Origin of the sequence: Methylocystis sp. JR02 (assembly GCF_030063565.1) — a bacterium.
Classification (GTDB): domain Bacteria; phylum Pseudomonadota; class Alphaproteobacteria; order Rhizobiales; family Beijerinckiaceae; genus Methylocystis; species Methylocystis iwaonis.
In genome coordinates this window covers 101,688-121,446 of sequence record NZ_JASIRC010000003.1, presented here as the reverse complement: position 1 = coordinate 121,446, position 19,759 = coordinate 101,688, and the positions used below count along the sequence as shown (strand labels likewise).

The window sequence follows — 19,759 nt, the reverse complement described above, 5'->3', positions numbered from 1 at the left end:
TCTGTCTCCTCTGGCCTCGCCTCACGGTCCCGTGGAACGCGTGACGACAGTCGCATTCGTGTCCGTTATTGCGGGGAGCCCGACGAGCGTCGCTTTGGCCGGGTCGAAGGCCAAAGCATTCGCCGCCCGGCTCGCGCCGGCGATAAGGTTCAGTCCGCCTTGATTGAAGAGCTGCGCCGTCAGGCTCGTCACCATGATCGCCTGGTTCCACATGCCGCCGTTGTTGCTGCGCGCACTGCTGTTTTGGTTCCAGGCGGTCTGGGAGAGGGCCAGCGCGCCAATGATGGCGCTGGCGATTTGCGTGTTGTTCTTGTTCCCTTGAATGCCGCTCGCTACCGCGCCCAAAGCCGCGACCGTCTGCGCCACTGTGTTCAGGTTCAGCGCTGTGACGCTCGTTCCGCCACCGGGCACGATAGTCTGGACGGCGCTCAAATCCATGTTGGAGACGATGCCGGTCGCGGGCGCCGTCACATTGTTCGCTGAGAGGAGATCGCCGCCAACTGACGGCAATTGGCCCTGCCCCGGCGTCTGCAGGCTTGCCGTAATCCCCTTCGAGGGCTGCAAGGTCGATTCCTTGTAGACCCGCGCTTTGGCCGTGCAATCGGAGATGCTTTTTTCGGTCGTCTCCCGAGCGGTGTCGGTGACCGGCACATCGGCAAGGGCCGGCCCGACGCCGGCGAGAAAGGAGGTCGCCAGCGGAAATAATCTATGCCGCATGGGGAACCTCCCGCTTCGCGGAGCGCCAATTGCAGAAAATCGGGACCCACACGCTCGGATCGTCCCCGACCCGGGCGCGCAGCTCTTCGCACTCCTTGACGGTGTCGACGTTCCCCGAGAGGACTTTGATGATATCGAACATGTTTGAGAGATCGAGCCGGGCGATGACCGAGTCCTGATCATGTTTGACCAGGAACTGCCGCGAGTCGGGATGCGTGTTGATCACCCACTCGAACTCGCGCTCGGAGAGCTTGAAGCCCGTCACATAGCTCTCGAAGTCCGCTTTGGGATTGGGGAAGAAGATGTTGGTCGGCGTCTGCTCGAGCAGCGTGTGCCCCATTGGGGAGGCGACGATATCCTTCGCCGACTGCGTGCCGAAGCCGACGATACCATTGAGTTTGCGGATGGTTTTCAGCTTGTCGTTGAGAAAGCCCGCGAACTTGTCGTCGGTCAGAATTTTCCAACCTTCGTCGATGAACAGCATCATCGGATTGCCGTCCATCATCCCCTCGATGCGGTGGAAGATATAGCCGAGCGCCGCCGTGCGGATATCGTCATCGTCGAGCACCTTGGTCATGTCGAAGCCGAACACGCCATTCGACGCCGACCACGAGTCGCGCTCGTTGTTGAAGAGCCATCCGCGGGCCTTCGTCCAAACGTCGAACCTTGACGCGAGATCCTCTTGGCCGAGCTTCTCGCTGCCCCTGAGCAGATGCGCGACTTCCGCGAAGCGTCGATCCTTGGCGGGCACGGCGAAAATTTGATCGACCGCGCCTTCGACGATTTTGAGCTGATGAGCGCCAAGATCCGAGCCGTCGCGAGGCCGCACCATCAGTTTCAGGAGGTCTTCGAGGAACTTGCGGTCCTCGGGTGAGCCTGGAAGCTGCAGGGGGTTGAAGCCCGTCGGAATGCCGGGGACCAGCACTTCGTAGCTGCCGCCCATGGCCCGGATGAGCGGATCGGCGCCGCGGTCCTTGTCGAAAAAAGCGACGCGCGGGCGCGGGGTCACCCGCATGGCCTGGCAAAGCAAGAAACCGAGGCCGACGGTTTTGCCCGAACCGGTCGGGCCCGTGACCGTGAAATTGCCGACCTGTCGTCTATGGAAGTTGAAAAAATAGGGGGTCTGGCTCGTGGTCTCCAGGATCGAGATCGCCGGTCCCCACCGATTGCCCTCAGGCCTGCCGACGGCGAAGTTGTGGAGCGAGGCGAAGCCGACGAAATTGCGCGAGGAGATCAGGGAGCGGCGGGCGATGTAGGCGAAATTCCCGGGCATCTGCGCCCAGAAGGCGGGCTCGGCGTTCATGTCCTCTCTGACGACGATCGTCCCGAAATTCTGCAGTTCCTGCGTCGCCGCCTGAACGCATTTCTCCATTTCGCGGATGGAGCGGCCGAGGGCGCAGACGGTCAGATGGTGGTAGCCGAGGACCGTTTGGCCAGTGACGAGCTCGTTGCGCGCGGTGTTGATCGCCGCCTCGACCTCCGTCCCGGCTTCGTCCGAGGCGGCGATCTGGCGCTCGACCTTGGCGACGTGGGACATGACCGGCGCGCGGTCTTCGAGCGCAAAGGACTGCGAGACGATCATTTCATGTGGGACGCGCAGGAGCCCGTCCAGCATCCCGGCTCCCGTGTAGGCCGGATACTCGCGAATGGAGAGCATGGCGGCAAACCTTGTGTCGGCGTCCGACGCTCCCCTGAATTCAAGAGCCTTCTTACCGAAGGTGATGCGCTTCGTCGGCAGATAGGCGTCGAGCGCCATGCGTGGAAGCGCCAAGTGAAGCGGCGTCCCGCCGTTCAGCAGCTGCGCCAGGAATTCGCCGATTTCCGTGCAGACGGCGCCGTGGCGCATTCTGCATCCAAGGATTTGCGCTCCGTAGCTCGCCATCTCCCTGCAGAAATTGGCCGTGACGTCGCGCAGCTCCCGCTTGGCCTCGCGCTCGACCTCGTTTTCTTCGACGCCGAGCCCCTTGCGGAAAAAGCTCGTTGCCTTGTCCGCCATGCCGACCTTGCCCTGAAACCCCCGGCGAACGATCGTTACATAAAGGTCGTTCACGAACATGCGCTTATGCGCCTGGTTCGCCATGTAGCGGCGATCGAGCTCCACGCAGAAAAAGTTGTCGAAGCCGCCGCCGATCTCTGGCGTCACCTCGCGCCGGATGATGTGGGAATAGACAGCGAAGCGGCTGTCGTTCATCGAACGAATGAGCGTATTGCGGCTCGATAGCCGCATATCGATCTCCGCCTGGTCGGCCGTCTGAAAGCAGAAGCCGCCGACCTTCACCACCATCAGGAAGTGGCCCTCCTTGGTTTTGAGCATGTCCTCCTCGACATGCCGAAGATAGGGCACGTGCTTGGATATCCCGGCCTCGCGGCCGCTTTGCGCTCCGAATTTCAGAGAATTGAGAATATGCGCGGAGAGCTTCGCCACGTTCGACCCCTCAAGGCTTGTAGGAGTCCCCGCCCCAAAATCGATGATTTCGGGTGATGGGGCATTTGCCGTAGCGCACGAGCAAAATGTCGACGAACCGATTGTCCCGGACCGTCAGCGCGTAAGCGAGGCCGTGGATGGGCGCGAACAGCAAAAACATCAGCAGGTTTTTGGTGTTGATGAAGATGAGAACGATGACGCACCATTCCATGACGAACAGCACATAGGGGACGCCGAGCATCATGGGCGGCCTTGTAAGGCCGCCGACGAGCGGATCGAGACGGGGCTTCGCCTGTTGCCGGATCATCAGCCCTGCCCGTTTGTGAGCGACTGGACGATTTGCGCAGCGCCAAAGATCAGAGCCACGCCGACGATGACCGAGAAGGCCCAAGACCATGGAATGCGCGAGGTGAGAGCGAGATAGCCGACGGCGGCCACGGCGACGGTCGCGGCCGTCGTCGCGAAGGTTCCCGTCATGAATTGAAGCACGCTCGTCAGCGCGGTGTTCAGGGGCTGGAAGGTCGCCGTCTGCGCCAGAGCCGAATCGGACCCAGCGATCAGCGCCAGTCCGACCAGAACGCCCAAAAACATTGCGTCGGAATGCGAAAAAGTTTTCATTTGCTTTCTCCTTCATCGCCAGGGGACACGTAGAGTACCGACCCGCCGATCCACTCCTGGTCTTTCGCCGAGCGGCTCTTTCCGGCTGGCGGCGACTCGCTTCCTGCCGCTTCCTGAACGTTGCGGCTCGCCTCGGCGACACGCTTTCCACGCCGCGCCGAGAGATCGCCGAGCCCGTAATATTGATTGGTCACAGCAGCCACGTAGCGAACCGTTTCCGAGTTCGCCGGCACGCCTTTCGCCTGATAGACGCGCTCGCTACCGGCGTTGTAGGCGGCAGCGACGAGCATCATGTTTCCTTGGAACTGGACGACGAGGTCCTTCAGAAACTGCATCGACCCGCGGACATTCTCGACGGGGTTGCAAATGTCCTTGACGCCATATTGGGCGGCGGTCTGCGGCATGAGCATCATCGGCCCGCGCGCGCCCCTCGGGGAATTGAGATTGGCGCCGCTTGATGACTCCTGATCCAGAATCGCGAGAGCAAGCTTCTCGTCGACTCCCGCACGCCGCGCCTCGGATTGAACCAGGCCTCGCAGGCTTTGCGAATCCATCTCAGACGAGCAGGCTCCTGATTCGACAGGCTCGGCCGGCAAGCTCCGCGGCGCGGCTGAGGCCGGCGCCAAGGCGACCCTTACAGCTCCCGCTGGCGCAGATTTTCGCCCGTCGGCGGCCGCGATTGCGGGGAGAAGACAGAGGGTGAGAAGGAGCGCAATGCGCATGGGGCAATTCCCTGGTGAGCGACTCCCTCTTAACAAAATATAATAAATTGGCAACAGCCAAAATCTGCGATATGGAAACGACTGAAAATATTGGGACGCCGCGAGGGATCGGAAACGTCCCACGCAAGCGTCCGAGTGAGAGCGCCGCCATGAAGCATCTCCATGACAGCCAATACGTCTTCTTTGAACCGATTCGGCTTCCTTTCCCTTTTCTGATCGTCTTAGGAGCCTTGGTGGTTGTCGTCTCGCTGGCGGCCGATTGGCTGAACAGTCTTCCTGTCCAACTTGTCGGACCGATTCTCTATCCAATCGAGCGCATTTTGAACGCAGCCTTCTTTCCGGACGTGCAAACCCCGCTGCGTCCCAACGGTTCGGCGCTGCTGGTGCTGCTTCCCACGCTCGCTCTCTTCGCCGCGAGCTATTTTGCCGCCCGCCGAATGTTTCGGGCCGCTATGCGCGTTCTCCGGCCTTTCGTGGGGCGTCGCTGATGCGCGCGTTGCTCTCGTCGATCCTGGCGGCTGGGGTTGTCTTGCCGCCCGCGACAGTCTCTGCCGAATCCTTCACGGCGGATCCGGAGCGATGGCGTCCGGTCGCCTATTCCGATCTTCGCATTCCCCGGGGAGAAGGGGAGTCATACGCTTCGATCTGGCAGGATCGGCTCGACGAGAACAATTCAAAGCCGCCGCCGGCGCCGGTTCCGGGGCGTCCGCTCGCAGACCCCTCGCTCAGCTACGCCGTCGGCAATCGCGGCGCCTCGGAATGGCACTTCACGATCAACTTCCAAACCAAGCTCGCCGCTCTGACCGTGCTCGACGCGCCCAATGTTTGCACGGACGAATACCCTTCCCCAGCGGTAGGCACGAAAATCAAAGTCTGCCCGATGCGACTCGCCATATTCGAGGCGGACCGCTACGCACTCGTGATCGACGGAGCCGCCTGTTTTCTCGAAAAGCAGCCTGACGCCCCTATTGAAGACTCATCCGCCACGCGCACCGAAGTCTCCTACGACGTGACCGCGCGCGCCTTCAAAATCCGCTACACGGTCTCGCATATGGAAATCCCCCAATGCGCTCAAACCGTGCCTCTTCACCCCACGAAATAGCGCCAAGCTCACCGGAGCACAGACAATGACCACGCGAACGCGCCTCTTTTCGTCGTTGATCCGAGCGCAGCGATTTTTGGCATGGCCGCTCGCCTCCTTGCGTCAAGCGGAAAAGCAGTTTCCGCAAGCGGACCCTCTGCTTTTCCGCCGGCGCTTCGCGCCTTTGACGCCGGCGCCCGTCCTCGCTTCTCGCTTCGCATCGGCCAATATTGCGAAGGAGATTTTCGTGAGCGCCGTAGCAGTCATTACCCTCCTTGTCCCGTTCGCCAGCTATGCGCAAGACGCAGCGTCGCACCGGCTCGTGGCCGAGGATTTTTCACTCGTCGGACCCGCGAGCCTCCAAACGGCCGTTTGGGCCGACAAGATTGCGAAGCTTCGCGCCGACAGAGCCGAAGTCCAAGCTCTTGCGCCCGGCGTCCATCTCAAGCCGATCGCCCAAGTCTGGACGACCACCTTCAAGGGCGCCGATCGCTCCTATGTCGTTTCCGCAGTCAATAACAGTTGCACGTCGAGTTCAGCCGACCCCAACTCGTTAACTTGTCCCGCCCGCGTCGTTGAGATCATCGGCGGAAAGACCCGCGTCATCGCCAACTTCGATCTTCCCATTTCTTCGGTGCGCGGCGAGTACGGCTTCGACGCTTCGTCGAATTCGCAAACGCGCTTCATGACGATCGCCTCTTTCGATCCGTCGACGCGCTCATTCTCCTTCACCGACGTATCGAACGGTGAAAAGAGCCCGATCGACGTTCACATCAAGCTCCAATAGGACGCCATGCGCCGCACCTCCGTCGTGACTGCCGCCCTGTTGTCCGCCGCGTTTTGCGCGCCGGTGCACGCTTTTCTGGCGGGCGGCTGCTCCAATCAAAGCTACTCCGCATCCGACATCTCAAATGCCCTCCAAGGCTGTTCGAACGCCAACGGCACATTGAAAAACAATTCCTGCAATTTCGGCGGCGCTGCCATGGCCGAGTCCGGCGGCAACACCTGCGAATCGAACGGCAACAACTTCGGCGTGCTCCAGCTCACGCGCTCGAATCTTCCCCCCGGCATGAGCCCAAGCCAATATCTCAATCTGCCTATGCAACAGCAGGTTTGTCTTTGGGCTCAACAGGTCGGCAACTCGAACACTTTAGGGGGCTTTCAGACTCTCGCCAACAACAGGTCTATCGCCGGCACGGCGGTTTCGCCCGGCATGATGATGGCCTGCTTTCAATTCGGCCCGCTCATCTGCAAGAACGACATCGCTTTCATGCAGTCCAACGGCGGCGCCTGCCCGACCGCCGGCAATGGCGGCGTTGGAGCCACCGGCGCAATGCTTCGCAATGGTACTGCCAACCTCGATGGGAACAATCAATCCATCTGCTCCTGGGGACAATCGATCCAGAACAAAATCAACCAAGCGGCGACGACGTGCAAAGCTTCAACCGGCTCTGGTGGGGGCGGCACCAACTGCCCGGGCGGTGGGTCCACGCCCGGGGGCGTCATCCCGCCGTCTCCAGGCAACGCGCCCGTTTCGCTTCCCGCAAATCTTGCTTAGGAAGGCTGAGCGCATGTTTCTCGACTGCCGTAGCGTCTTTTGCGGATTTTTGCTTGGCGTGTTCGCTGTAATTGCGCCTTCAAGCGCCGAGGCGCAGCAGGCGGGGCAAAGCCACTAATTCGCCGGCCCGATGAAGCATGACGCCGCGACGATAGCCAAAATTCTTGGCGGGAGGCCCGAGGGAGGCGGCTACCTCTGCTCCTGTCCCGTGAAAGGGCATGGGAAGGGGCGCGGCGATCTCCGCCCATCGCTCAGCGTATCCGACGGAAAGCGCACGCTTGTCTTCCATTGCTTCGCGGGCTGCAAACCCCGCGACATTATCGCTGCTTTGGACGCGCTAACGCCGGACCGTGGCCCCAAGCTTCGCTTCGAAAGCCGAACGCCTCACAGACTCCCCACGAAATCGAAGACCACTACCACGCTCGCGCAGAAACTCTGGAAGGCGGCGCTTCCCGTCGCCGGTAAGCCCGCCGAGACATACCTTCGCGCGCGTCGCTTGCCGTCGACGCCGCCGCCGACCATTCGTTTCCTCCCCTCCTATCGTTATGACGAGAGGCGACGCTTTCCATGCCTAATCGCAGCCGTGCAGGCGCCCTCGCGCGAAATCGTCGCCGTTCAGTTGACCTTCCTCGACCCTTCGGGGCTTCGAAAAGCCGACGTGCCGCACCCGCGACGCGCGATCGGACCACTTGGCGATGGACTTCTGCGGCTCGCGCCCGCCGCCGAGCACATCGGGCTCTCGGAAGGCTTCGAGACGGCCTGGGCGGCGTCGCTACTTCACGACGATTTGCCTGTTTGGGCGACCCTGGGCGCCGATCGCTATGCGATGGTCACTCTTCCCCCGGTCGTAAGGCGCGTCACGGTCTTCGCCGACTACGATGCGCCGGGTCTATCCGCCGCTCTCTCATTCTTCGAGCACCGACCGGAGCTCGAGGTGTGGATCGCGACGCCGACAGTGGTGGGGGCCGATTTCGCGCGAGTGTGGGAATCTGCGGTTATTTTGGTTCCGGAGGTAGACGACACCCCGTCGGCGGCCTCCCTGGTAAGAAAATATCTCTTTGGCTGACAAAGATTTAGCGCCGGAATTCGATGAGTTGTTCACAAGACCTCTTGCAAAGGCTCTGCTATTTGGCCACAACTGCGCGCCAATAGCTGGGGCGTGGCGGGCTGGCTATCGTAGAAATACGGGTAAATCATAATTGTTTATCTGTACTTAAGCGGTTTTTCAGCTTGCTTGCATTGATCTGAGGCATCGAAATGTTTTCGTTTGGCGCTTTATACGCTCGGATTGGCTGCGATAGAATTCCTAATACATTACGGGCGCTTATCGCCTTCGGTCTTTTCCAGGGCTCGTTCCTCGGGCCGGTTTCCCTCGCCCATGCGGACGCCTTCGGCGGCTCCGCCACGATCGTCGCAAGCGCGGGATTCGACCGGCTGGCGGCGATCGGACAGACGATCCAGCTTGACGCCTCTGGCTCGACGAGCGCTTCCGGTCGGGCGCTCACCTATCGATGGACAGTCGTGAAGCTGCCAATGGGCAGCGCCGCGCGGCTCTCCGACGCCGCGTCCGTGCGGCCGACCTTCACTGTCGACATCGCCGGGGACTATGTCTTTTCAGTTTCGGCCCAGGCCAAGGAGGGCGAGGAGGGGCCAGCCCCCGCCAGCGCTACGGTCGTCGTCTCGACCGCCAATGTCGCCCCCGTCGCCGACGCGGGTCTCAACCGGCGGGTGAGCGTCGAGGCGACGGTCGCGCTCGACGGGGCGCGCTCCTTCGACGCCAATGGCGACGCCCTCTCCTACCAGTGGGCGCTCGTGAAGCGCCCCAAGGGGAGTGCCGCCGCTTTATCCTCGGTAACCGCAGCGCGGCCGACGCTCACAATCGACGCCGAGGGCGCCTATGTCGCGGAGCTTGTCGTCACCGACGCGACCGGCAAGAGCAGCGCGCCGTCGCGCGTCGTTTTCTCCACGCGCGACAAACTGAACGGTCGGGCGAGCGCCGGGCCCGCGCAACTCCTCTCCAAGGGCGCGACCGCTCGGGTTGATGCGGACGGGACTTATCTGCCGCCGGGACGGGCGGCCTCGCCCAATGCCAATTGGGCGCTGTTGTCAAAGCCCACAGGCAGCGCGGCGCTGTTAAAGGCCGGGCCTGACGCGCGTCAGGCGGCGACGCTTGATCTTGCCGGCGACTATGTCGTTCAGGTCATGCTCCAGGGCGCGTCGCGCGAAGGCGAGAATGACGACGACGCGCCGCCGCGTCGCCGGGACGCGCGTTTCGCGACCTCGCTGCTGACCACGGGCAATGTCGCGCCCGTCGCAAATGCGGGCGACGACCAGCGTATCGCCGTTGGGGCGAAGGTCTCACTCGACGGCTCGCGCTCGACCGACGTCAATGGCGACCTCCTCACCTATCGCTGGGCGCTGATTTCCCGGCCGGCGGGGTCGGCCGCTAAGCTCGACGATCCGGCGTCGGTGAAGCCGACCTTCACGGCCGATCTCGCGGGCTCCTATGTCGCCCAGCTTGTCGTCGACGATAGCTTCGGCCATGCCCGCCCCGCCACTGTCGTCATCACGACCGACGCCGCCGCGCCGTTCGCCGTCGCGGGGCCCGATCCGCTGGCGCGCGCCGGCGCCGCTGTCACCTTGGATGGTTCTGCGTCTCGCGATACGGAGGCTGGCCCGCTGGCGCCGACATGGACGATCCTCGGCCTAGGCGATCAGCTGCCGGGCAAGCTCTCCGCTCCGTCCTCTCTCGTCACGGATTTTGTCATCTCTCCTGCCGGGAAGACGTCAGCCAAGGACAAGGACGAAGATAAGGATAAGGACGAGAAGGAGAAGGAGAAGCGCTCGGGTCCGGCTTTGAAGCTCGCCATTGTGCAGCTCTTGGTCGAGAATCGGCTGCTGTTCTCGAACGACGACATCGTGGTCTCGACGGTCGAGGCGCGCCCTGTCGCGATGCCGCAGCAGTTGGGGCCCATTTACCGCGGCGTCGCCGTCCAGTTCGACGGCTCGACTTCGGTCAATCCCAATCTGCCGGCGACGCCCAACGGCGGTTTAACCTACAAATGGTCGCTGCTATCGCGGCCAGCGACGTCCACGGCGCAAATCGGTAATCCTACAAGCGCGCGCCCGACGCTGAAGCCCGACGTCTACGGCCGCTACGTCATGCAACTGATCGTCTCCGACGGCGTGCTCGACAGCCGGCCACGAACGCTCGTTCTAGACGTTTCCGCGCGTCAGCCGGTTGCGACCATCGTCGCCAAATCGCCGGTTTTGGTAGCGCAGACGGCGGCCTTCGACGGATCTGCCTCCGTGGATCCGGACGGCAATGCGCTTAGCTTCTCCTGGACGCTGAAGGGCGCGCCGGCCGGCAGCCAAGCAGCGCTGACCGACATAGGCGCGCCTGTCGCGCATTTGATCCCGGACGTCGCGGGCTCCTATGTGGTCCAGCTCATCGTTTCCGACGCCTATGGCGCGTCGACGCCCGCCACCGCGACGATCGTCGCTCAGGGCGGCTTCGTCTTCACGCCCTTACCGGCCCAAAGCGTCGCGCTCGGCTCGAGCCTAGCCTTCACTGTCGTCGCCAAGGATTCGGGGGGCAAGCCCGTGAGCTATGCCTATTCCGGCGCGCTCCCAACGGGGGCGAGCTTCGACGTGGCGACAGGGGCGTTCAAGTTCCGGCCGCAGAGCAATGATCCGTCGGGCTATTCCTTCACCTTTCAGGCCACGAACGGCAAGGACGCCATCGCCCAGACCGTTCCTGTGACGGTGACGGGCTCGCCCTCCGGGACGACCGCAGGCCTGACCGCCAAGGTCTATGACGCGGTCGATTACGCTAATGGCGTTTTGACGCCTGTTCCGAACGTCGTCGTTTCCGTCGGCGCCGCCAGCGCGACGAGCGATGCAACTGGCGCGGTTTCGCTCTCCGGCTTGCCCGCCGGTCAGGACACGCTTGCCGTCTCGGCGTCTGGCGCCGCGCCCGCGCCAGACGGTGCGCTCTATCTCGACACGGTCGTCTCGGCGCCGCTGATCGCCGGCGTCACCAACACGCTTGACGGCCCGATTCTATTGGCGCGCGCTTCGGGCGGCGGGAGCATCAACGGCTCGGGGACGACGACGATCACGAACCCGGGGCTCGGCGTCACGCTAACCATCGCGCCGAACTCGGCCTTCAACGCCGACGGCACGCCCTATACCGGGGAGGTCTCGATCGGGTCGCTGCCGCCCAATACGCCTGTCAATCTGCCTCCGGGCTTCGCGCCCTGCCAGCTGTTGGTGATCTCTCCGACAGGAGTCACATTCAATCCGGCGGCCAAGCTCACCGTCGCCAACAATGATAAGCTTCCTGCCGGCGCGCAGGTGGACCTCTGGGCCTTCGATCCGCAGCTCGCCAATGCACGTGTCGTCGGCATCGGGCAGGTCTCGGCCGATGGGGGGAGTATTGCGACGCTAATCGGCGGCGTCCCCGGCGGCACGATCCTCGCCATGATGCCCCGCCATGCGGGCGTCGCCGAGACACGAACGCAGCCCGCGGACTTTTTCGCGCCCAGCGTGCTGGGGACCGGCGATCTTGCCACAAGCTTTTCGCCGCCTGGATCGCGCGTGCTCAACGCCGGTCGCGGTCTGACCTTTGTCTATCACTCGACCACGGCCAACGCGCGTCCGATCATTGACGCAGCCGCGCAGCTCGGCGCCGGCCTTGGCCTGCCGCAGACCCTGACGACGCGGCTCACCGTCGCCGGCGTCACGCAGCCGACGATATTGACCACCAATCTGTCGATGCCGCTTACGGGCGCGGGCGCCGCCGCGCTCGATGGCGCGCGCGACAACAGCGTCATTCAGGCTGGCGTCGCCGACGCCACGAGTCTGACGTCGGGCGCCTATCGATATTCCCTGCTGACCATTAGCAAATTCGCCTGCTCGGCTGTCGCCGCTCAGACGACGGGAACATTGGTCGTCAATAATCAGGGGCAGAGCGCCTTCGGCGCCGGCTGGCAGCTCGCGGAGCTGCAAAAGCTCAGCAAGCAGGCGGACGGCTCCCTCGCCATTGTCGAAGGCAACGGAAGGACGCTGGTCGCCCATGCCGAGCAGGCGCCGGACTTCCTGCCAAACCCGGTCTATATCCCGGTCAAGGGTCCGTTCCTAGGCGCGACGCCCGACCTCTTGGGCAACGGGCTTCCCTCGATCCTGCGGCTCGGCTGGAAGGATGGCTCGCTCAATGTCATCCTCAACCGCGGCAACCGGCAATTCATCAAAACCGCCACGCCGATTATTGGCGATCCCGGACTCCAGAACGCCGATGGCACACTCAATGTCGATGTGACGGACGTCGCGGCGGGCGATGTGACCAACGACGGAAATATCGACGTCGCCTACGTCAACTCCAAGCATAATCAGGCGAAGATCCTCTTCGGCGCCACCGGCGGGGCTTTCTTCCCCGTGCCGCTTGCCGTCGAGTCCAATGGCGCCGGCGGCTCCATTGTGACCGGGGATTTCATCGGAGACGGCGGCGGCCATCTCATGATGAGCGAAAATCAGAGCTACCATCCCGACCTTCACATCATCTACAACGACGGCCGCAACAATTTCACCTTCCATTTTGACTCGCCGGCCCTATCAGGCACGAACGTCACCCATGTGAAGGTGCGCCTGCCGGGTTTTCAGCACGACACCGTCGCGGTGCTGACCGCCGACGGCTCGCTCTCCTTCACCTATGGCGGCAATACGACCGGAAACTATCGCCAGTGGTCGCGCGGGCCGAGCACGCTTGGCTATTGGCAGGTCCAGGACGACGAGGTCGTCATCGACACGATTAAAATGCCCACGCCACTCGCGCCTACGGGACCGTCGCGCGCGCTCGCAACGGGCGACATCGACGCCTCCGGTCTGCCCGCCTTTGCGGTCGCGGCCTCCGACGCCGTTTATATCGTCCAGTGGCGCATGACCGGCGCGGGCAATCAATATATCCGCCAGACGCTGAAACTCCCCAGCGGCCTTGCGCCCGACAGCGTCACGCTGGCGCCGCTGGCGGCGGGCAATCGCCCGAGCCTGATCGTCACTGCGAAGACCGCCGGCTTCTACGTCTTCGTCAACGACGGCAAGGGCGGCTTCAATCCAACGCCGATCAAGATCGACACGCCGTTCCGGGTGGGCATCGAGACCGACGTCGTGGATTTCGATAGCGACGGAATCTCCGATATTGCCGTCAACGACATCGATAATGACCGGGTCGCCATCTTCTTCGGCAATCCGCATCCCGACGGCGCCTTTGTCTCACCGATCGGCGATTACACCCGCCTCGTTCAGAACGGCGACGGAACCTACAGCCGTATCTACAATGACGGCACGGTCGTCGCCTTCAACGCAAATGGTTTCCAGACAAGCATCGCCGACGCCAATGGCAATGTCACGAACTACGGTTACAACGGCCAGGGCCAGCTGACGCAGATCGTCGAGCCCACAGGCAAGACGACGGCTTTCGCTTATTCGGGTTCATGGCTGGCGTCGACGACCGACGGCGCGGGTCGAACGACGAGCTATGAGCACGACGGATCGGGCAATCTTACAAAGGTCACCGACCCGCTCGGCAATGTCACGCAATATCTCTACGACGCCAATCACCAGCTCGTCGCGACGATCGACCCCAATGGCGACAAAACGAGCAACACATATACGTCGACCGGCCAGCTGAAGGGCCAGACCTACCCAGACGGCAACTCGGTCAAGCTCGACGTCTCGAATGCGCTCGGCCTCGACGCGCTCGGCGTCGATCTTGGCGGCCCCACCAACGCTGCCTTCGTGCCTCTCGAGGCGCGCATCACCCAGATGCAGGACGCGAAGGGCAATTTGAGCGAAACGGAGGTCAATGAGTGGGGCGCTGTGGTGCGCGTCACCGACGTGCTCGGTCGCGTGTCGCGCTTCTATCGCGACGACGCCAATCATGTCGTGCGCAGCGAAATCCCGGCGGGAACCAGCACCGGGCCAATCGCGCCGAGCCCGCTCGGCCTGCCGCAGATCGGGTCGTCCGACACGCTCGTCAACGAATATCTCTGGGACGAGCGCGGCAATCTGATCCAGCTGCACGAGGGCGTCGGGCATGGCAACGACCCGCAGACGGGCGACATACTCGATCGTCTGACGTCTTACGTCTACGAGCCCACGCACAACAAGCTCGCCCAGAAGACGGACGCCGTAGGCAATGTCAGCAAATGGGGCTATGACGCCAACGGCAATATGACGGCTCTGACCGACGCAATGGGGGGCGTCACCGCCTACACATATGACCGGCGCGGCCTTGCGCTGACCAAGACCGACCCGCTCGGCCATGTGACCGCCTACGCCTATGACAACAACGGCAATCTCTCGCGCACGACGGACGCGCTGGGGACGACGTTCGAGCGCTATTACGACCCGAGCGGCAATCTCATCCTGACGATCGACGCGGCGGGGACTACGATCGCTCGCAACCGCGCCTCGCGTTACGACGCGAACAACCGCGTCATCGAGCAGACGAGCGCCGCCGGCCAGGTGACGGCGACAGGCTATGACGGCAATGGCAATGTCATCCAGATTGTCGATCCCGCCGGCAATGTCACGCGCCGCACTTACGACGCCAACAACCGGCTGCTCTCGGAGACGACCCCCGACGCCGGGACGTCGAGCTTCACTTACGACGCCAACGGCAATCGCCTCACCACGACCGACGCCTCGGGCGCGGTGACGAGCTACGCCTATGACGCCGCCAATCGCTCGGTTTCGGTCACTGACGCGCTCGGCGCGACGCGCAGCCTCGCCTATGACCTGCGCGACAATCCCCTGAGCGTGATCAATGCGCGCGGAAAGACGACGGCGCTCGGCTACGACGTCTTCAAGCGGCTGAACTTGCGCGTCGACCCCTTGGGCGGGCGTTGGCTCACGCACTACGACCGCATCGACAATCCCGTATCGCTTGCGACGCCCTCGGGACAGACGCAGGCCCTTGCCTATGATCCGCTCCAGCGGCTGATCCGGGAAGGCGGGTCGAGCTTCGCTTACGACGCGGCCTCGAACCTCGTCTCGGTGCGCGGCGACACTGGCGTCGGCTACGACTACGCCTATGACGCGCTGAACCGTCCAACTGGCATGCAGACGGCAGGCTATCCGGTCTCCGTCGCCTTTTCCTATGGCTATGACGCGCTGTCGCGGCGCATGGCGATGAGCGACAATTACGGGGCCGTGACGCGCTACGCCTATGACGCCGAAGATCGGGTGACCACGATCACTGCGCCCTGGGGCAAGGACATAACCCAGAGCTATGATTTCGCGGGGCGCCCGCAGCGGCTCGTCTATCCCAATGGGCTCGAGGCCGATGTCTCCTTCGAGGCGCAGACCGGGCGGCTCGCGAGCGTCGCGCATGCACCGACATCTACCGGCAATCCAGTCCTCAAATTCGATCACGCTTATGACATTCGCGGCAATCTCTCGGCGCTGAGTGAGTTCGCTGGGACCAAGACCTTCACCTACGACAAGGTCGAGCGTCTGACCGGCGCGGCCTGGGCCTCGCCGCCGCAGCAGATCGAGAGCTATTCCTACGACGCGGAAGGCAACCGCATCGCGTCGCATATCTCGGCTGCCTATTCGACCGACGCCGCCGACCGTGTGCTGGAGGACGCGGATAATCTCTACACATGGAGCTCCGACGGCCAGCTGACGCGCCGCCAGCCGAAGGCGGCCAACGCCACGGCCTGGGATTTCGTCAGCTCTTTCCGCGCCCGCACCAACCAGATGCGGCTCGACGTCATCCGTGGTTCGGACGGTCGCAACATCGCCTTCGCGTACGACCCCCTCGAACGCCTCGTCGGCCATCAATGGCCATCGCCCCGCGGCAACGACGAACTCTACTACGACGGACCCGACTTCGTCCTGGAGCTACGCCATCTCTCGGGCGGCGACCAGTGGGTGCGCTATGTGCACGGGCCCCGCAACGACCAGCCGCTGGCGACGGAGCTCTACGCGCAAGGCGCGCAGCCGACGCCGGGTACGGGCGCGCAATATTACTACCATGCGGACGGTGAAGGCTCGATCCGCATGCTTTCCGACTCCGTTGGCGTAGACGCCAACCGCTACGACTACGACAGCTTCGGGCGACGTTTGGCCGTGGTCGAGAGCCTGCCGCTGCAGCCCTATGGCTGGAAGGGGCGCGAGTGGGTGCCTGGGCCGGACATCTATTACAACCGCGCGCGATTTTATGACCCCGTGCTGGGGAGGTTTTTGGCGCAGGATCCGCTGGGGTATGGCGGGGGAGATATCAATCTTTACAGCTTCGCCTGGAACAATCCGAAGAATTGGGGTGATCCCAGCGGATTGAGCGCGGCGGACTATAGCGGCCTGATAGGGCTCTCGCCCGTTGACCAGTATCGCAGGATCGCTTGCAATCTGAACACAATCTTCGCCAAAGTTGCGCTTGGGCTCGATGGCTACACGGACCTCAAGTCCGATGGCGCCTGCGGCGCCACAGGGACGCCTCCGCAGCCGCCCAAGCCCGCCCCGGGCGGTGACGGGCCAAGTTGTCCGCCTACCCCGTCTTGCCCTAGTTCGCACTTCTCTTTTGAGTCGGGCACGGAAGTGCTCACGAAGGATGGACCGAAGAAGATCGAGGACATCAAGGTCGGCGATCTGATCGCCTCTCGGGACGCCTTTACGGCGGAAACGGTCTGGCGGCCGGTAACCGACCTGTTCCGGCGGCTAGCGCCGGGGATTGTTCGTCTGACGGTTGAAGCCGAGGATGGAAAGCGCGAAACTTACGGCGTGACGGGCGAGCATCCGTTCTTCAAGGATGGACTTGGTTTCACGCGCGTGCGGGAGCTAGCGGTAGGAGATACTCTCCACGCGGAAGGGGGCGCGAAGCTCAAAGTCGTTGCGATCGAGGAGATCGGTCGCCAAATGGTCGTTTACAATCTCGAAGTGGCTCAGGATCACTCATATTTTGTGGGAAGGTTTGGAGCGTGGGTGCATAATGAAGTGTACTGGTGTGATCGTCCCCTCAAATTCGATTCGAATAATACTATGCGACGCGTCGCTCAACTAGCGTTTCGTATATGTCAAAAAATCAGCCACTCATACCTTTGTGCATCTGGGCCCAAGGGAGACTTAAAATGTAATGGTGCTGGGGGGCCCGCGGGCGGATGGGTGACTGGCGACTCGCTCGGAGGGAACGGAAGTATATGCTCTTCAATTTCAAATGACGCTTGTATGAGCAACTGTGTTTACACCAGATTGTCCGGACCGGGACCTGCCATGGGTGAATTCCTTAATGGAGAGGCGAACTGCAAAGATGCGGCAGATCACATTGTTAAGATATGTGAAATTAAGTGTGCTCAGGGAGCTTACTCGAAATGAATAACCGCAAGGTGTCGTATGTGAAGCTAATAGTTTGCTTTTTCTGCATAACTTCACTTTTGTTGCAAATCGCAATGGCGTACGACGGCTTAGGTGATTTTAGTTCAGATTGGCCGGAGAACGCGCGCGGGTATGTGTTGATATTCGACATACTTGCGTTTCCGATTGGATTAATAATTGACTTTTACTTGTTCAGGTTTATTATCAGTGCAGTTGGGTGCGCTGATTTCATTGCGTATCCATCGGCGTGTGGATTGAATATTTACAACGGCGTTCATATAGTTGGGTATTGTTTGCAAATCGTGTTTATCTGGAAGCTGCTTTTTCCGAGGCAGCTGCGCCGGGAATAAGAAGAAATTGGGGGGGAGCCGTTTTTATTTGCATAATCGACTGTGCGGATCCCTCCCGAGGCATCTTTCCCTCAACAGGGGATATGGTTTGGATTTCAACTCTCACGGCAGTCGCTCAGTTGCTGTTGATATATTGGATGTGGCGACGCCTGAGATTGTCTTTTGGACTGACGCGCCCCTCATGAAATTCGGCCACGCTATGATATTCGTGGCAATCTCTCGGCGCTGAGCAAACTCGCGGGAACCAAGACCTTCACCTACGACAAGGTCGAGCGTCTGACCGGCGCGGCCTGGGCCTCGCCGCCGCAGCAGATCGAGAGCTATTCCTACGACGCGGAAGGCAACCGCATCGCGTCGCATATCTCGGCTGCCTATTCGACCGACGCCGCCGACCGCGTGCTGGAGGACGCGGATAATCTCTACACATGGAGCTCCGACGGCCAGCTGACGCGCCGCCAGCCGAAGGCGGCCAACGCCACGGCCTGGGATTTCGTCAGCTCTTTCCGCGCCCGCACCAACCAGATGCGGCTCGACGCCATCCGCGGCTCGGACGGTCGCAACATCGCTTTTGCTTAGACCCCCTCGAACGCCTCGTCGGTCGTCAATGGCCGGCGCCGCGCGGCAACGACGTTGGGCCATTCCACCACGATTATCTATGCGCTCGCGGTCCGGCGGGTGATGTATTTTGCCGCGGATCAGGCGGGGGCAAATGGGTGGACGGCGATGTGTGCAAGCCCGAGTTTTGTGAGACTGTTTTCAACAATTCGTGTGTAAACAAGTGTGTTTACGACAGATTGCAGTTGGCGCCTCCCAGATATTCTTTGCCAGACTATACATGTCAGGAGTTTGCCTCTGATCTGTTCTCGAATTGTGAATTCAAGTGTGCATTCCAGCAGTGAGTATGAAAATGAAGCATCTTGCGATGGTGTCGCGCGCTATTCTTATATTCTATGCCGTGTTCGTATTATTTCACTTGGTATATTCAATATACCTATATGCGTCTGTGTTGATCGGATGGCGCACCGCCGACAAAACGGCGACGGTTGAAGAAGTTATAGTTGTAATGTGGTATCTAGCAGTTCCGCTGGGGTATATCTTTGAATACATAGTTTACAGGCCATGTAGATGGCTAATAAGCGGATGCGATATCGGTCCCGAGGCATCTTTCCCTCAACAGGGGATCTGGCTTGGAGTTCAAACTCTCATGGCAATCGCTCAGTTGTTATTGATATATTGGATATGGGGACGCCTGAGATTGTCTTTTGGACAGACACGCCCCTCATGAAATTCGACCACGCTTATGACATCCGCGGCAATCTCTCGGCGCTGTGCGAGCTCGCCGGCACGAAGACTTTCACCTACGACACGGTCGAGCGGCTGGCCAGCGCGGCCCGGACGTCACCGCCGCAGCAGATCGAGAGCCATTCCTACGACGCGGAAGGCAACCGCATCGCCTCGCATATCTCGGCAGGCTATTCGACCGATGCTGCCGACCGTGTGCTGGAGAACGCGGATAACCTCTACACATGGAGCCCCGACGGCCAGCCGACGCGCCGGCAGCCGAAGGCGGCGAACGCCACGGCGTGGGACTTCAGCAGCTCCTTCCGCGCCCGCACCAACCAGATGCGGCTCGACGCCATCCGCGGTTCGGACGGTCGTAACATCGCCTTTGCTTACGACCCCCTCGAACACCTTGCCGCCCATCAATGGCCGGCGCCCCACGGCAACGACGAGCTTTACTACAACGGGCCCGATGTCGCCCCGGAGCTGCGGCATGTCTCGGGCGGCGACCAGTGGGCCCGCTATGTGCTCGGGCTCCGCGAGGGAGCTCTACGTTAAAGGTGGGCATCGAATAGGGTCCGATGGGGAGCCGGAATGGCCGCTCGCCGCGCCGACCGCAGCCACGGCTATATG

At 61.9% G+C, this 19,759-nt stretch carries 13 protein-coding genes; 8 read left to right on the top strand and 5 right to left on the bottom strand.

What is annotated here, in order from left to right; all coding sequences use genetic code 11:
• Nucleotides 1-21: 21 nt before the first annotated feature.
• The 5 genes from QNA11_RS20395 to QNA11_RS20375 are packed head-to-tail and all read right to left on the bottom strand — an operon-like array spanning nt 22 to nt 4,314.
• Complete coding sequence (locus QNA11_RS20395) at nt 22-717, bottom strand: hypothetical protein (RefSeq protein WP_283484535.1); 696 nt, start codon at nt 715-717, stop codon at nt 22-24.
• Nucleotides 707-3,142 carry a VirB4 family type IV secretion/conjugal transfer ATPase gene (locus QNA11_RS20390; RefSeq protein ID WP_283484534.1) on the bottom strand — a complete coding sequence of 812 codons (2,436 nt, stop codon included), beginning with the start codon at nt 3,140-3,142 and terminating at the stop codon, nt 707-709. Before QNA11_RS20390 ends, QNA11_RS20395 begins: the two co-directional genes overlap by 11 nt.
• Nucleotides 3,143-3,152: 10 nt before the next feature.
• Complete coding sequence (locus QNA11_RS20385) at nt 3,153-3,449, bottom strand: VirB3 family type IV secretion system protein (protein ID WP_283484533.1); 297 nt, start codon at nt 3,447-3,449, stop codon at nt 3,153-3,155.
• A complete protein-coding gene (locus QNA11_RS20380) occupies nt 3,449-3,760 on the bottom strand; it encodes a TrbC/VirB2 family protein (RefSeq protein WP_283484532.1) in 312 nt (103 codons plus the stop codon). The genes QNA11_RS20385 and QNA11_RS20380 overlap by 1 nt, the downstream gene beginning before the upstream one ends.
• Nucleotides 3,757-4,314 carry a lytic transglycosylase domain-containing protein gene (locus tag QNA11_RS20375; RefSeq protein ID WP_283484531.1) on the bottom strand — a complete coding sequence of 186 codons (558 nt, stop codon included), beginning with the start codon at nt 4,312-4,314 and terminating at the stop codon, nt 3,757-3,759. Before QNA11_RS20375 ends, QNA11_RS20380 begins: the two co-directional genes overlap by 4 nt.
• Nucleotides 4,315-4,496: 182 nt before the next feature.
• On the opposite strand from QNA11_RS20375, the gene QNA11_RS20370 reads away from it, so the two are divergent.
• From QNA11_RS20370 to QNA11_RS20335, 8 genes are all read left to right on the top strand, one after another.
• Nucleotides 4,497-4,970 (top strand): hypothetical protein, encoded by a 474-nt coding sequence (locus tag QNA11_RS20370; protein WP_283484530.1) that lies wholly within the window; start codon nt 4,497-4,499, stop codon nt 4,968-4,970.
• On the top strand, nt 4,970-5,584 hold the full coding sequence (locus QNA11_RS20365; protein ID WP_283484529.1) for a hypothetical protein: 615 nt from the start codon (nt 4,970-4,972) through the stop codon (nt 5,582-5,584). Before QNA11_RS20370 ends, QNA11_RS20365 begins: the two co-directional genes overlap by 1 nt.
• A 226-nt stretch (nt 5,585-5,810) precedes the next feature.
• Complete coding sequence (locus QNA11_RS20360) at nt 5,811-6,350, top strand: hypothetical protein (RefSeq protein ID WP_283484528.1); 540 nt, start codon at nt 5,811-5,813, stop codon at nt 6,348-6,350.
• A gap of 6 nt (nt 6,351-6,356) precedes the next feature.
• Nucleotides 6,357-7,121, top strand: coding sequence for a hypothetical protein (locus QNA11_RS20355; RefSeq protein WP_283484527.1), 765 nt, complete (start codon nt 6,357-6,359; stop codon nt 7,119-7,121).
• Nucleotides 7,122-7,251: 130 nt separating this feature from the next.
• The gene (locus QNA11_RS20875; protein ID WP_461649598.1) at nt 7,252-8,187 is read left to right on the top strand and encodes a DUF7146 domain-containing protein; all 936 of its coding nucleotides are present in this window, start codon (nt 7,252-7,254) and stop codon (nt 8,185-8,187) included.
• 191 nt (nt 8,188-8,378) lie between these two features.
• A complete protein-coding gene (locus QNA11_RS20345) occupies nt 8,379-17,495 on the top strand; it encodes a PKD domain-containing protein (protein WP_283484525.1) in 9,117 nt (3,038 codons plus the stop codon).
• Between the two features lie 536 nt (nt 17,496-18,031).
• Complete coding sequence (locus QNA11_RS20870) at nt 18,032-18,421, top strand: hypothetical protein (RefSeq protein ID WP_502867587.1); 390 nt, start codon at nt 18,032-18,034, stop codon at nt 18,419-18,421.
• Nucleotides 18,422-19,126: 705 nt separating this feature from the next.
• Nucleotides 19,127-19,684 (top strand): hypothetical protein, encoded by a 558-nt coding sequence (locus QNA11_RS20335; RefSeq protein ID WP_283484523.1) that lies wholly within the window; start codon nt 19,127-19,129, stop codon nt 19,682-19,684.
• The last annotated feature ends 75 nt before the right edge of the window (nt 19,685-19,759 follow it).

Coding starts and splice junctions, on each gene's coding strand:
- QNA11_RS20395 (WP_283484535.1), bottom strand. CDS start 717: ATGCGGCATAGATTATTTCCGCTGGCGACCTCCTTTCTCGCCGGCGTC.
- QNA11_RS20385 (WP_283484533.1), bottom strand. CDS start 3,449: ATGATCCGGCAACAGGCGAAGCCCCGTCTCGATCCGCTCGTCGGCGGC.
- QNA11_RS20380 (WP_283484532.1), bottom strand. CDS start 3,760: ATGAAAACTTTTTCGCATTCCGACGCAATGTTTTTGGGCGTTCTGGTC.
- QNA11_RS20375 (WP_283484531.1), bottom strand. CDS start 4,314: ATGGATTCGCAAAGCCTGCGAGGCCTGGTTCAATCCGAGGCGCGGCGT.
- QNA11_RS20365 (WP_283484529.1), top strand. CDS start 4,970: ATGCGCGCGTTGCTCTCGTCGATCCTGGCGGCTGGGGTTGTCTTGCCG.
- QNA11_RS20355 (WP_283484527.1), top strand. CDS start 6,357: ATGCGCCGCACCTCCGTCGTGACTGCCGCCCTGTTGTCCGCCGCGTTT.
- QNA11_RS20875 (WP_461649598.1), top strand. CDS start 7,252: ATGAAGCATGACGCCGCGACGATAGCCAAAATTCTTGGCGGGAGGCCC.
- QNA11_RS20345 (WP_283484525.1), top strand. CDS start 8,379: ATGTTTTCGTTTGGCGCTTTATACGCTCGGATTGGCTGCGATAGAATT.
- QNA11_RS20335 (WP_283484523.1), top strand. CDS start 19,127: ATGAAATTCGACCACGCTTATGACATCCGCGGCAATCTCTCGGCGCTG.